This window comes from Streptomyces niveus (assembly GCF_001723055.1).
Classification (GTDB): domain Bacteria; phylum Actinomycetota; class Actinomycetes; order Streptomycetales; family Streptomycetaceae; genus Streptomyces; species Streptomyces niveus.
Genome location: NZ_MDCR01000213.1, coordinates 1 through 13,024, shown reverse-complemented (window position 1 = coordinate 13,024; position 13,024 = coordinate 1). Strand labels below are relative to the sequence as shown.

Below are 13,024 nucleotides of genomic sequence, written 5' to 3'. Positions count from 1 at the left end.
GGATGCGGGAGCGGGTCGGTCTGCTGGGCGGCCGGCTGAGCGCCGGACCGCGCCCGGAGGGCGGTTTCCGGGTGGCGGCGTGGCTGCCGGTGCCGGTGGCGGTCGTGGAGAGCGGCGTGCGCGCGGGGACGGAGGCGGCCCGGTGACGGCCGACGAGACCGCCGGGGGCCCGGTCCGTGTCGTGCTGGCGGACGACCAGCCGCTGATCCGGTCCGGGCTGCGTGTCCTGATCGCCGACCATCCCGACCTGGACGTCATCGGGGAGGCGGGGACGGGCGCGCAGGCGGTGCGCCTGGTCAGGGAGTTGCGGCCGGATGTCGTCGTGATGGACATCCGGATGCCCGGCATGGACGGTATCGAGGCGACGGGGCTGATCACCGCCGGTCCGGAGTCGGCGCGGGTGGTCGTGCTGACGACGTTCGACGACGACGAGTACGTGTACGCGGCGCTGCGCGCCGGGGCGAGCGGCTTCCTGATCAAGGACATGTCCCTCGAAGGCATCCTGTCGGCGATCCGGGTGGTGGCGGCCGGTGAGGCGCTCATCGCCCCGAGCGTCACGCGCCGGCTGATCGAGGAGTTCGCCGCCCGCCCCGAACCGGCCCCGCCCGCGCGGGCGGTGGCGGGCATCACGGGGCGGGAGCGCGAGGTGCTGGTCCTGGTCGGGCGCGGCATGTCCAACAGCGAGATCGCCGAGCGCCTCGTCATCAGTGTGGCCACGGCGAAGGCGCACGTGGCCCGGCTGTTCAGCAAGCTGGAGGCCCGCGACCGGGTCCAACTCGTCATCATCGCCTACGAGATGGGCCTGGTGGCGCCGCCCCGGTGAGCCCCTGGCGGGGCGGGGTCCGTCCGCCGGCTGGTCGCTGCCGGGGCTGCGCCTAACGGGTGATCAGCCGCGTCCGCCGGCGCACTGCGCGCCCCTTCCCGGGGAGCCTCCTCCCGTAACGGCCGAGGACGATCCGCGACCCCCGAGAGAGAATGAGGCGAGGCCCGATGAGCAGCCTCCTGGAAACGCTGCCCGACGACGAGCGGCGCCGGCTGGGCCACACCCGGTCCGGCGCCCTGCTGGCGTCCGCGCCGATACTCGCCACCCTGACCGACCGGCGGATCTTCGGCGACGGCTGGATGTTCGAGCGGAAACTGGACGGCGTGCGGGTGCTCGCCGTGCGGGACGCCTCGGGTGTACGGCTGCTGTCGCGCACCGGACGGCGGCTCGACGCCACCTACCCCGAGATCGTGGACGCCCTGGCCGCACAGGACTGCCCCGACTTCACGGTGGACGGCGAGGTCGTCGCGTACGCCCACGGCCGTACCGACTTCGCCCTGCTCCAGCGGCGGATGGGGATCGACGACGCCCGCCGGGCGCGCGCCACCGGGGTGGCCGTCACGTACTACCTCTTCGATCTGCTGCGGCTCGACGGCGCCGATCTCACCGCGATCTCGCTGCGCTCGCGCAAGTCGCTGCTGCGCAGGGCGCTGACCTTCCGGGCGCCGCTGCGCTTCACACCGCACCGCAACGCGGGCGGTCAGGAACTGCTGGACCGGGCGTGCGCCGACGGCTGGGAGGGTCTGATCGCGAAACGCGCGGCGGGGAGGTACGAGCCCCGGCGCTCGTCGGGCTGGCTGAAGCTCAAGTGCGAGCGGGGGCAGGAGTTCGTCATCGGCGGCTACACGGAGCCGTCCGGCTCCCGTGTCGGCTTCGGCGCGCTGCTCCTCGGTCATTACGAGGACGGTCGGCTGCGCTACGCGGGCAAGGTGGGTACGGGGTACGACCACGCGACGCTGGTGGAGCTGCACCGGCGGCTGGCCGAGGCGGCGACGCCCCGGTCACCGTTCGCCGATGTGGTCAAGGAGCGGGCTCCGCACTGGTCGGAGCCGCTGCTCGTCGCGCAGATCGCGTTCACCGAGTGGACCAGGGACGGGATGCTGCGGCACCCGAGATTCGTGGGGCTGCGGGACGACAAGGACCCGAGGGACGTGGTGCGGGAGAGACCGGCGTGACCCACCGGGCCGCCCGGTCGCCGGACGTGCGGCTGTCAGCCGTCCGTCCGGCGGTCGGGCTCGAACGTGTGTCACGTCGCCTGTCGCCCGCTGCGGGCGGGCAGCTTCCAGCCGGGCCGGATGAAGTGGCACGTGTACCCGTCGGGGTAGCGGACCAGATAGTCCTGGTGCTCGGGCTCCGCCTCCCAGAAGGCACCCGCCTCGGCCACCTCGGTGACGACCGTCCCCGGCCACAGGCCGGACGCCTCGACGTCGGCGATCGTGTCCTCGGCGATCCGCTTCTGCTCGTCGCCGATGTAGTAGATGGCCGACCGGTAGCTGAGGCCGATGTCGTTGCCCTGACGGTTGAGCGTCGTGGGGTCATGGATCTGGAAGAAGTATTCGAGGATCTGGCGGTAGCTGGTCTTCTCGGGGTCGAAGACGATCTCGATGCCCTCGGCGTGCGTGCCGTGATCGCGGTACGTCGCGTTCGCGACATCGCCACCGGTGTAGCCGACCCTGGTGGAGATCACCCCCGGCAGACCGCGAATCAGGTCCTGCATTCCCCAGAAGCAGCCGCCCGCGAGGACCGCTTTCTCCGTAGCCGTTTCTGTGCTCATGTATGACTCCCTCCTCTGTACACACGGTACTGCGCGGACGGCCCGCTCAGCCGGTCAGCCGGTCACCGAGCGGGCTGCGGCGGTAGAGCACCTGCCGGCCGTCGCGCGCCCTGGTCACCAGTCCGGTCGCGTGCAGCACCCGCAGATGCTGGGACACGGCGCTGGGGGTCACCCGGAACCGGCGGGCGATCTCGACCGTGGGCAGCGGTTCGCCGAGGAGGTCGAGCAGCCGTGCGCGGGTCGCGCCGAGGAGCGAGACGAGCGCGGGCGCGTCGGGGGTGGGAGCCGGGGTCCAGAGCGTGGCGACGCCCCGGCTGGGATAGACCAGCAGCGGCGGTTCCTCGGCGCTGACGGGCGGCGCGGGTTTGTGGGCGAAGGCGGACGGCACCAGGAGCAGTCCCCGGCCGGACGCCTGCGCGTCGTAGTGGCTGATCATCTTGTCGATGGACAGGACGCCGTCGCTCCAGCGCAGATTCGGATGCATGTCGGCGAACAGCAGACGGGCGCCGCCGACGGCCAACTGCCGTGCCCGGTACGTCATGTCGGCTTCCAGCAGCAGTCGCATCCGCCGCCACGCGGGCTCGACGGCGAGCTGCCAGTACTGCCGCAGAAGCGCGCAGAGCGTGTCGCGGAGCGCGGCGACCGGCGCGTCGTCGGGGGCCGTGGCGTCCCGCAGGGCGTCGGGGAGCGGGCCGGGGGCGTGGACCGCGGTCAGGTCGCGGCGTACGAGGGCGGGCGGGGTCCGCCGTACGGTGGCCAGCTCCTCCTCGAAGGACGGGGCGAAGCTCGTGGGGCGCGGCGTCAGGAAGTCGGGCAGGGTCAGCCGGTCGCCGACCACGGACATCAGCGGGCCGATGTCCGGTGCCGTGCCGCGCAGGCTTTCGAGCACCGATCTGCGCCACGGCAGGTGCAGTGCGAAGAGTCCGGGATCGCGCAGCACCCGCAGACTCAGCACGGTCTCGTTCAGGGGCGAGAGCGCGAACCGGGTGTCCGCGAGGTCCTCGACGCCGAGCCGGTAGCTGATCATTAAGCCATACGCTACATCTGTTGGCGGGCGCGCGGCGGTGCCGTGGACTGCCCGCATGACATCGACAGCGACAACTACAGCCGCACCCACGGCGATCGTGACCGGCGCGGCACGCGGTATCGGCGCGGCCGTGGCCCTGCGGCTGGCCCGTGACGGTATGGCGGTCGGCGTGGTCGACCTGGACGAGGCGGACTGCGCGGCCACGGTCGAGGCCATCGAACGCGCCGGCGGGTCGGCGACTGCGGTCGGCGCGGACGTGGCCGACGAGGACGCGGCGACCGCCGCCGTCGCCCGCGTCACCGCCGTACTGGGGCCGCCGACCGTACTGGTCAACAACGCCGGGATCGGCCCCCGCGCCGAGCTCGTGGACCTGACCACCGAGCAGTGGGACACGGTCCTGGGGACCAATCTGCGCGGTCCCTTCCTCCTGACCCGGGCGGTGGGCCCGCACATGATCGCGGCCGGCTGGGGGCGGATCGTCAACATGTCGAGCATCTCGGCGGTCGGTGACAAGGCCCGTGTCGACTACGGCAGTTCGAAGGCCGGACTGATCGGCTTCACCAAGTCGCTCGCCCTCCAGCTGGGGCGGCACGGCGTCACCGCCAACGCCATCGCCCCTGGCTTCGTCGTGAGCGACATGACGCGGGCGTCGGCGCGCCGGCTCGGCGTGGACTTCGAGGAGTTCCGGCCCGACGCGGAGCGCGCCATCCCCGTCGGGCGGGTGGGCGTGCCGGAGGACATCGCGTACGCGGCGTCGTTCCTGGTGGGCCCCGAGGCGGGGTTCGTGTCGGGCCAGGTGCTGTACGTCGCGGGCGGGCCGGTCGACTGAGGTGGGCGCCGAGCTGAACCGTCGTACGCTCCTGATCCTCGCCGTGACCTGCGGCGTGGCCGTGGGCAACATCTACTTCCCGCAGGCGGTGGGCCCGCTGATCGCCGCCGGGCTCGACACGTCCCCCTCGTCCGCCGCGCTCGTGGTGACGGCCACTCAGATCGGTTACACGGCCGGTGTCTTCCTGCTGGTGCCGCTCGGCGACCGACTCCCGCACCGCCCGTTCCTGGTCACGCTGCTCGCGCTCACCGGGGTGGGGCTGCTCGTCGCGGGCTGCGCGCCCGCGCTGCCGCCGCTGGTCGCCGCCGGCGCGTTCGTCGGGGTCATGTCGGTGGCCGCCCAGATCGTCGCGCCGCTGGCGGCGGGGCTGGTGGCGCCGGAGCGCCGTGGAGCGGTGATGGGCACGCTGCTGAGCGGTTCGATCGGCGGCATGCTGCTGGCCCGCACCTTCGGCGGGTCGCTCGGCGAGTGGCTGGGGTGGCGTGCGCCGTATCTGGTGGCGGCCGTCCTGGTGCTGCTCCTCGCCGTGGTCCTCTTCCGCGCCCTGCCGGTCACGACGCCGTCGTCACGGGAGCCGTATCCGGCGCTGCTCGCCGCGTCGGTACGGCTGCTGCGTACAGAGCCCGAGCTGCGCCGCTCCTGCCTCTACCAGGCGACGGTCTTCGCCGGCTTCTCCGCCGTCTGGACCTGTGTGGCGCTGCTGCTCAGCGGTCCGGCCTACGGGCTGGGCGCGCAGGCGGTCGGCTCACTCGCCCTGATCGGCGCGGCGACGATGCTCTGCACCCCGCTCGCCGGGCGCCTGGTGGACCGCCAGGGGCCGGACCCGGTGAATCTCCTCTGTCTGCTGGGGGTCGTGCTCTCGGCGGCGCTGCTGGTCCCCGGCGACCTGGGCGGTACGCGGGGACTGGCCGCGCTGGTCGTCGGGACGCTGCTGCTGGACGTCGCGATGCAGTCGGGCATGGTGGCCAACCAGGCCCGCGTCCTGGCCCTGCGTCCCGATGCCCGCAGCAGGCTGAACACCGCGTACATGACGTGCTCCTACCTCGGCGGCAGCGCCGGCTCCTGGCTCGGGGTGTGGGTCTACGGCCGGGCCGGGTGGCGGGGTGTGTGCGCGCTCGTGGCGCTGCTCGCCGGGCTCGCGCTCGTACGTCATCTGCTGACGGCGTACGGCCGCAGGGCCCTGCCCCGGAAGCCGGCGCAGGCGCAGGCGCAAGCGCAGGCGGAGGCAGCGGCGCCCGTTCAGGACTTGTGCAGCCGGGCGTCGAGTTCGTGGGCCGACAGTTCGACGAGGTAGCCGTCGGTGTCGGGCTGGTGTTTGCGGCCTCCGCCGCCGAGGTGGCCGGCGTTCACCGGGTCGAAGCCGATGTCACGGATCAGACCGGCCACCACGGCCACGGCCTCCTCGTCGTCGCCCGAGATCGGGATGGCCAGGCGGGCCGGGTCGCCCTTGGGGCGGCCCCGGTCGCGCAGGACCTCCCACGCGATGGCGTTGAACGCCTTGACCAGGTTGGAGTCCGTCAGCGCCCGTACCTTCTCGCTGGAGGTGGTGGAGTCGTCGTCCAGGTCGGCCTCGTGGCCGTCGCGCTGCGGGTAGTAGTTGCAGGTGTCGATGACGACCTTGTCGCGCAGCTGGGCGGCGGGCAGGTCGCGGATGTGCCCGTACGGGATCGACACGACGACCACCTGGCCGAACCGGGCGGCCTCCTCGGCGCTGACCGCGCGCAGGGGGCCGCCGATCGAGGCGACCAGTTCCGTGAGCGTCTCGGGGCCGCGTGAGTTCGCGAGGGCGACGTCGTGGCCGATTCCGGCGAAGTGCCGGGCCAGCGTCGAGCCGATGCGGCCCGCTCCGATGATTCCGATGCGCATGGTGCCTCTCCTGCCTGGATGGTCGTGGGCCCGCCCGGTACGGCCCCGCCTGCCGATGCCCTCGCCTGCTACGGGTCGCCTCCATGGGTAGCCGAATGACGGCGCCCCAAACTTGCCGGAACGCGGGCCCGGACTCACCCTGAGGCTGCGGGCCACGGCCGGTGCGGCAGGCGCCGGGGGCGGTGACGTCCGGAGAGGATCACGCCATGCACCACGACGAGCTGATCGGCAAGATTCAGGCGCTCGCCCAACTGCCGGACCGTGGATCCACCGAGCGGGCGACCCAGGCCGTGCTGCGGACGCTGGGCGAGCGGCTGCCGGCCGGGCTCGCCGATCATGTGGCCGCGCAGCTGCCGCCGGATCTGGCCGCCGCTCTGCGGCTGCCCGCGGAGTTCGCCGTGGCGCGGGGGCAGGACGCGGGCTCCGGCGAGCGGTTCGACCTGATCGCCTTCACCGGCCGGGTCGCTGACCGGGCGGGCACCACGGAGGACGCCGCGCTCCGTGAGTCGGCCGCCGTGCTGGAGGTGCTGGACGCCGCCCTCGCGCCCGAGCTGATGAACAAGATCGCCGCCGCGCTGCCGGTGGACATCGGCGCGCTGCTGCCGTCCGGCCGGGCCGGCGGGGACGTGGGCTGACCGGGGCGCACCCGGACAGGAAGCCGAGAGGAAGGGCAATTCGTGGACGCTCGTGAGCGTGAACCCGTGCTGGTGGCGGACGCCGGGTCGGCCAGCGTGCACCTGACCGTCTTCGCGAACGACGGCACGGCCCTCGCCTCGTACGACGACATGTCGACCGCGGGCGACAACATGGCGGACCAGCTGCGGGACCTGCTCAGATACGCCCCGGCGCCCACGGCGGTCGGTCACCGGATCGTGCACGGCGGCCCGGAACTGCGGCACCACACCCTGGTCGACGACGGTGTCCGCGACGCCCTTCAGCGCACGGCCGATCTCGCGCCCGCGCATGTCCCGCCGGCCCTGCGCGTACTGGACGCCGCGCGTGAGCTGCTGCCGAACGTGCCGCACGTCGCCTGCTTCGACACCGTCTTCCACGCCGGACTGCCCGCGGCGGCGCGGGAGTTCGCGGTGCCGGAGACCTGGCGCGGCGAGTTCGGCGTACGGCGTTACGGGTTCCACGGCCTGTCGTACGCGTGGGCGCTGGCCCGTACGGCGGAACTGCTCCGGCAGCGGCCGAGGAGGCTGCGGGTCGTCATCGCGCATCTCGGCGGCGGCTGCTCGGTGTGCGCCGTGCGTGGTGGCACGAGCGTCGACACCACCATGGGTTTCACTCCACTGGACGGTCTGGTGATGAGCCGTCGCAGCGGCGCCGTCGACCCGGGGGCGCTGATCTGGCTCCAGACCCGGCACGGCCTGTCCGCCGAGGAGATCGACGACGCGCTCAACCACCATTCGGGGCTGCTGGCCCTGTCCGGGAGCTCGGGCGACACGCGGGACCTGGTACGCGACCGCGCGGCCGGCGACGAGCGGGCCGCGCTGGCGCTGGACGTCTTCACCCATCACTGCCGCCGTGGCATCGCCGCGATGGCCGCGTCCCTGGACCGCGTCGACGCGCTGGTGTTCACCGGCGAGATCGGCGAGGACCAGCCGGAGGTACGCGAGGAGGTCTGCGCCGGGCTCGGCATCCTCGGCGTCTCCGGCGGCCTGCGGGTACCGGAGGCGGGCGACGACGCGCCGGCCCACCTGGTCAGCGCACCGGAGGCGGCGGTTCCGGTGGTGGTCGTGCCGACGGGGGAAGCGCGCCAGATCGACGGGGAGACGCGCCGGCTCCTGCGTACGCGCTGAACCGTAATGCCCCTCCTCACCCGCGCCGGGGCAGCCGCCAGACCTGCTCGACGACCGGGCCGGTCAGCGTCTCACCGGGAGCACCTTCGCCCCACAGGCGCCCTTCCTGAAGCAGCAGGACATGCCCCGCCGCCCGGGCCGCCTCCAGGTCGTGCGTCGCCACGACGACGGTGCCCCCGTCCGCCGTGACCTCGGCCAGGACGTCGCCGATCAGGCGCCGCGCCGACGCGTCGAGGCCGGTGGTGGGCTCGTCGAGCAGAAGCAGCTCGGCCTCCTGCGCCAAGCCCTGTGCCACGAGGGCTCGTTGACGCTGACCTCCTGACAGCTCCCCCAGCTGCCGGCCGGCGAGTGCGGTGATCCCGAGCCGGTCCATGCTGCGCTCCACCACGTCCCGGTCGTGCCGTGACAGCCGCCGCCACAGCCCACGGCGCTCCCATCTCCCCATGGCCACGGTGTCCCACACGGTCATCGGCAGCGCGTCGGCCGCCCTGCTGCGCTGCGCCACGAAGGCCGGGCGCCGGTCGGTCCGGTGCTCGACCGTTCCCGCCGTCACGGGGATGACGCCCGCCAGCACTCCGAGCAGCGTGGACTTGCCCGACCCGTTCGGGCCGACCACGGCGGTCGTGGTGAACGCCGGTACACGCGCGCTGAGTTGGCTGAGCACCGAACGATTCGCATAACCGGCGGACACACCGTCGAGTCCTGTTTGTCGCCGCATCTCCGAGCCACTCCCCATACCTGGTTCCCTACCTAGTTTGAAACGATAATCGTTTTCATTGTAGTGTCCCGATTCATGGAATGGCTGGTGGGTCCCTTCGAGGTGACCTTTGTGCAACGCGCCCTGTGGGGCGGCATCCTCGTGTCCCTGATCTGTGCCCTGGCGGGTACCTGGGTCGTGCTGCGAGGCATGGCGTTCCTCGGGGACGCCATGTCGCACGGCATGCTCCCCGGCATCGCGCTGGCCTCGCTGCTGGGCGGCAATCTGCTCGTCGGCGCCGCCGCGAGCGCGGCGGTCATGGCCGTCGGCGTGAGCCTCGTCGGCCGCTCGCCACGGCTGTCCCAGGACACCACCATCGGGCTGCTGTTCGTCGGGATGCTGTCGCTGGGCGTGATCATCGTGTCCGGTTCGGAGTCGTTCGCCGTCGATCTGACCGGCTTCCTCTTCGGCGACGTACTCGCGGTGCGCCCGGCCGATCTCGGTTACCTCGCGGGCGCGTTGGGCGTCGCCGTGGTGCTCGCGGTGCTCGGCCACCGGCCGTTCGTCGCGCTCGCCTTCGACGAACGCAAGGCGCACACACTGGGGTTGCGGCCACGGCTCGCGCACGCGGCGCTGCTCGCCCTGCTCACGCTCGCGATCGTCGCTTCGTTCCACATCGTGGGAACGCTGCTGGTCTTCGGTCTGCTGATCGCGCCACCGGCCGCGGTGCTGCCCTGGGCCCGGCGGATCCCCACGGTCATGATCGGGGCCGCCTGCCTCGGGATGAGCGCGACCTTCGCCGGCCTGTTGCTCTCGTGGCATCTGGGCACCGCCGCCGGGGCGACGATCGCCGCGACGGCCGTCCTCCAGTTCCTTCTCTCCACCCTGACCGCCGGCCTCCGCCGGCGGTGGACGCGGTCCACCGCCACACCCACGGCCGACCGCCCGCACATGGAATACGGACATCCGTCATGACATCCAGGAACACCCATCAGATCCGGCACGCGAAGGTTCTCCCCCGCGCCGCCGTACTCGTCGGCGCGGGGCTGCTCGTGGGCCTGACGGGCTGCCAGAGCGACAGCGGCGGGCAGCGTCCCGCCGCGAAGCCGCGGCCCTCGTCGGCGCCGCACGGATATGTCGAGGGGGCCGAGGAGACCTCCGAGCAGCAGTCCCGTCTCGTACTGGCCGACGCCGGCACCGGCACGGTCGGCGTGCTCGACCTGATCACCCAGGACATCACGCCGGTGAACGTCACACCGTCGAAGCGGACCGGCGGCGTCCGGGGACTGCGTACCGACGGAAGGTTCGCCTACCTGCGGACCGACGACGCGACGTACGCCGTCGACTCCGGTACCTGGACGGTGGACCACGGCGACCACGTGCACTACTACCGGGCACCGATCCGCCCCGTCGGCCCGGTCGGGGGGCCCGGCACCGCTCAGGTGCACAGCGACCAGAGCGTCACCGCGGTGTCCTCCGTCACCGGCGGCACCCAACTCTTCGACCGGAAGAAGCTGGAGGAAGGCACGGTCCCGCGCGGCCGGTCGCTGAGCGACGCCGGCTCCGGAGCCGCTGTCCCCTACGCGGAGCACCTGCTGGTGGCCTCGGCGGGAGCCGAGCGGGACACGGTGGAGGTCCGCTCCCGGGACGGGGCGTCCGTCGCGGCGCTCGACGAACCGTGCGCCAGTGCGCGGGGCGAGGCCGTCACCCGCCGCGGTGTGGTCTTCGGCTGCGCCGACGGCGCCCTGCTGGTGAGCGAGGACAAGGGCACGTTCAGCGCCACGAAGATCCCCTACGGCCGGGCCGTGGGCGCCGGCGAGCGTGCCGTCGACTTCCGTCACCGGGCGGGCAGTACGACCCTCGCGGCCAAGGCCGGCGACGACGCGGTCTGGGTCCTCGACGTCACCGACAGGACGTGGACGCGGATCGGGACCGGTCCGGTCTTCGCCGCCAACACCCCTGGTGAGGGCGGGCCGTTGCTCGTACTCGGCGAGGACGGCGCCCTCAGCGCGTACGACATCGCGACCAGGAAGCGCACGGCGCGCGCGGACCTGCTCACGAAGGGCACGGCTTCGGCCGTCGTCGAGGTCGACATCTCACGCGCGTACGTCAACGACGCCGGCGGGCGGAAGGTCTACGAGATCGACTACAACGACGGTCTGCGGCTCGCCCGGACCTTCCCGGTCGGCTTCGCCCCGACCCACATGGTGGAGACGGGACGATGACGATCCGGCCTCTCCCTCTTCTCCTGTCCCTGCTCTGCGTGTTGGCGCTGGGTTCCGGTGCCGTCGGCTGTACGGCCGCCGGTCAGGACCGGCCCACCGTGGTCGTCACCACGAACATCCTCGGCGACATCACCCGCAACGTCGTCGGCGAGGAGGCCGAGGTGACGGTGCTGATGGGGCCGGGCGCCGACCCGCATTCGTTCGGCATCTCCGCTCCCCAGGCGGCCTCCGTCGAACAGGCCGATCTCGTCGTCCACAACGGGCTCGGTCTTGAGGAGAACGTCCTACGGCATGTCGAGGCCGCGAAGGAGGCCGGCGTCCCGACGCTCGCCGTCGGGGACGCCGTCGACCCGATCGCCTACACGTCGGGCGAGAGCGCCGACGAGCCGGATCCCCATTTCTGGACCGACCCGGAACGGGTCCACCGGGCCGTCGGGATCATCGCGGATCAGGTTGCCGAGCACGTGAAGGGCGTCGACAGGAAAGCAGTCGAGAAAAACGCGTCCGGGTACGGCGGGGAAATCACCGAACTCACTTCCTGGATGCGGACGGCGTTCGACGAAATACCCGAGGGAAGCCGCCAGTTGGTGACCAATCACCATGTCTTCGGCTACCTCGCGGAGCGTTTCGGATTCCGGATCGTGGGCGCCGTCATTCCGAGCGGCACCACTCTCGCGTCGCCGAGCGCGTCGGACCTGAGGTCCCTGGCCGACGCCGTCGAGAAGGCGGGGGTGAAGGCGGTCTTCGCCGATTCGTCCCAGCCGGACCGGCTGGCCCAGGTGCTCAGGAGCGAGAGCCGGATCGATGTCGACGTCGTGCCGTTGTTCTCCGAATCCCTCACCGAGAAAGGAAAAGGCGCGGCCACCTATCTGGAAATGATGCGCGCCAACACCAGGTCCATAGCGACGGGTCTGGGCACCACCGAATGAACCACGAGAGGAAAGACCACGTAATGAAGCACGGAGCACGCCCCCGGGCGACGATCGCCCTCACCGCACTCCTCGCGGCCTGCGTCACGCTCACCGCGTGCGGCGGCGACTCGTCCGAAGCGGCGGCGGAGACTTCAGCCAAGCCCCCGGTCAAAGAACCGGTCAAGGACCCGGTCGTCGCGACGTACGACGGCGGTCTGTACGTACTGGACGGCGAGACGCTGAAGGTCGCCGAGGACATACCCCTGAAGGGGTTCAACCGGGTCAACCCGGCGGGCGACGACCGTCATGTGATGGTCTCGACCGCCGCGGGCTTCCAGGTCATGGACGCGGTCGGCCGACGGCTCACCGACGTCGAGTTCAAGGGCCCCAAGCCGGGCCATGTGGTGCACCACGCGGGCCGGACCGTCCTCTTCTCGGACGGCACCGGCGAGGTCACGGTCTTCGACCCGGCGGATCTCGGCGACACCCGGCCGAAAACCACGACGTACGACTCCGCCGCCCCGCACCACGGGGTCGCGATCCAGTTGGCGAACGGCGAGTTGGTGACCACCCTCGGCACGGAGGAGAAGCGGGTCGGCATCACCGTGCTCGGCAAGGACCGCGAGGAGATCACCCGCAGCGAGGAGTGCCCCGGCGTCCACGGCGAGGCCACCGCGCGGGGCGAGGCGGTCGTCATCGGCTGCGAGGACGGCGTCCTCGTCTACCGGGACGGCGCGATCAAGAAGGTCAAGAGCCCCACGGAGTACGGCCGGATCGGTAACCAGGCCGGGTCGGACGAGTCCCCGGTCGTCCTCGGCGACTACAAGAAGGACAAGGACGCGGAGCTGGAACGTCCGGAGCAGGTGTCGCTGATCGACACCGAGTCGGGCACGATGCGGCTGGTCGACATCGGCACGAGCTACACGTTCCGCTCGCTGGCCCGTGGCCCGCACGGGGAGGCGCTGGTCCTCGGCACCGACGGCAAGATCCATGTCATCGACCCGGAGACGGGCGACATCACCAAGAAGATCGCCGCGCTCGGCTCCTGGCAGGAGCCGCTGGACTGGCAG

14 protein-coding genes are annotated in these 13,024 nt (G+C 72.0%); 10 read left to right on the top strand and 4 right to left on the bottom strand.

Translation table 11 applies throughout. The features are described 5' to 3' along the window. Positions 1-142 precede the first annotated feature (142 nt). A complete protein-coding gene (locus tag BHU15_RS24005; RefSeq protein ID WP_069629098.1) occupies positions 143-823 on the top strand; it encodes a response regulator in 681 nt (226 codons plus the stop codon). A gap of 167 nt (positions 824-990) precedes the next feature. Beyond that, a complete protein-coding gene (gene ligD / locus BHU15_RS24000; RefSeq protein ID WP_069629097.1) occupies positions 991-1,998 on the top strand; it encodes a non-homologous end-joining DNA ligase in 1,008 nt (335 codons plus the stop codon). A 71-nt stretch (positions 1,999-2,069) separates the two neighbouring features. Here ligD and msrA read toward each other — a convergent pair whose 3' ends face one another. Together msrA and BHU15_RS23990 are read right to left on the bottom strand one after the other, a co-directional pair. Next, positions 2,070-2,597 carry a peptide-methionine (S)-S-oxide reductase MsrA gene (gene msrA / locus BHU15_RS23995; protein ID WP_069629096.1) on the bottom strand — a complete coding sequence of 176 codons (528 nt, stop codon included), beginning with the start codon at positions 2,595-2,597 and terminating at the stop codon, positions 2,070-2,072. Between the two features lie 46 nt (positions 2,598-2,643). Then, positions 2,644-3,624 carry an ArsR/SmtB family transcription factor gene (locus tag BHU15_RS23990; protein ID WP_069629095.1) on the bottom strand — a complete coding sequence of 327 codons (981 nt, stop codon included), beginning with the start codon at positions 3,622-3,624 and terminating at the stop codon, positions 2,644-2,646. Between the two features lie 55 nt (positions 3,625-3,679). Here BHU15_RS23990 and BHU15_RS23985 point away from each other — a divergent pair, with 55 nt between their 5' ends. Both BHU15_RS23985 and BHU15_RS23980 read left to right on the top strand, forming a co-directional pair. After that, the gene (locus BHU15_RS23985) at positions 3,680-4,453 is read left to right on the top strand and encodes an SDR family NAD(P)-dependent oxidoreductase (RefSeq protein ID WP_069629094.1); all 774 of its coding nucleotides are present in this window, start codon (positions 3,680-3,682) and stop codon (positions 4,451-4,453) included. Between the two features lies 1 nt (position 4,454). After that, a complete protein-coding gene (locus tag BHU15_RS23980) occupies positions 4,455-5,747 on the top strand; it encodes an MFS transporter (protein WP_438284981.1) in 1,293 nt (430 codons plus the stop codon). Here BHU15_RS23980 and BHU15_RS23975 read toward each other — a convergent pair. Further along, the gene (locus BHU15_RS23975) at positions 5,693-6,319 is read right to left on the bottom strand and encodes an NADPH-dependent F420 reductase (protein WP_069629093.1); all 627 of its coding nucleotides are present in this window, start codon (positions 6,317-6,319) and stop codon (positions 5,693-5,695) included. The two genes, BHU15_RS23980 and BHU15_RS23975, sit on opposite strands and share 55 nt — an antisense overlap. Positions 6,320-6,525: 206 nt before the next feature. Here BHU15_RS23975 and BHU15_RS23970 point away from each other — a divergent pair, with 206 nt between their 5' ends. Both BHU15_RS23970 and BHU15_RS23965 read left to right on the top strand, forming a co-directional pair. Beyond that, positions 6,526-6,954, top strand: coding sequence for a DUF2267 domain-containing protein (locus BHU15_RS23970; RefSeq protein ID WP_023543583.1), 429 nt, complete (start codon positions 6,526-6,528; stop codon positions 6,952-6,954). Between the two features lie 42 nt (positions 6,955-6,996). Then, a complete protein-coding gene (locus BHU15_RS23965) occupies positions 6,997-8,121 on the top strand; it encodes an acetate/propionate family kinase (protein WP_069629092.1) in 1,125 nt (374 codons plus the stop codon). Between the two features lie 16 nt (positions 8,122-8,137). On the opposite strand, the gene aztA is transcribed toward BHU15_RS23965, so the two are convergent. Then, positions 8,138-8,839: a zinc ABC transporter ATP-binding protein AztA gene (gene aztA, locus BHU15_RS23960; RefSeq protein WP_069629099.1), complete on the bottom strand. Its 702-nt coding sequence runs from the start codon at positions 8,837-8,839 to the stop codon at positions 8,138-8,140. A gap of 75 nt (positions 8,840-8,914) precedes the next feature. On the opposite strand from aztA, the gene aztB reads away from it, so the two are divergent. From aztB to aztD, 4 genes are all read left to right on the top strand, one after another. Then, the gene (gene aztB / locus BHU15_RS23955; protein WP_069629091.1) at positions 8,915-9,793 is read left to right on the top strand and encodes a zinc ABC transporter permease AztB; all 879 of its coding nucleotides are present in this window, start codon (positions 8,915-8,917) and stop codon (positions 9,791-9,793) included. Beyond that, the gene (locus BHU15_RS23950) at positions 9,790-11,043 is read left to right on the top strand and encodes a PQQ-binding-like beta-propeller repeat protein (RefSeq protein ID WP_069629090.1); all 1,254 of its coding nucleotides are present in this window, start codon (positions 9,790-9,792) and stop codon (positions 11,041-11,043) included. The genes aztB and BHU15_RS23950 overlap by 4 nt, the downstream gene beginning before the upstream one ends. Next, positions 11,040-11,972: a zinc ABC transporter substrate-binding protein AztC gene (gene aztC / locus BHU15_RS23945; RefSeq protein WP_069629089.1), complete on the top strand. Its 933-nt coding sequence runs from the start codon at positions 11,040-11,042 to the stop codon at positions 11,970-11,972. The genes BHU15_RS23950 and aztC overlap by 4 nt, the downstream gene beginning before the upstream one ends. 23 nt (positions 11,973-11,995) lie before the next feature. Continuing rightward, positions 11,996-13,024, top strand: a 1,029-nt coding sequence (gene aztD, locus BHU15_RS23940) for a zinc metallochaperone AztD (RefSeq protein ID WP_069629088.1), incomplete at its 3' end; no start/stop codon positions are given.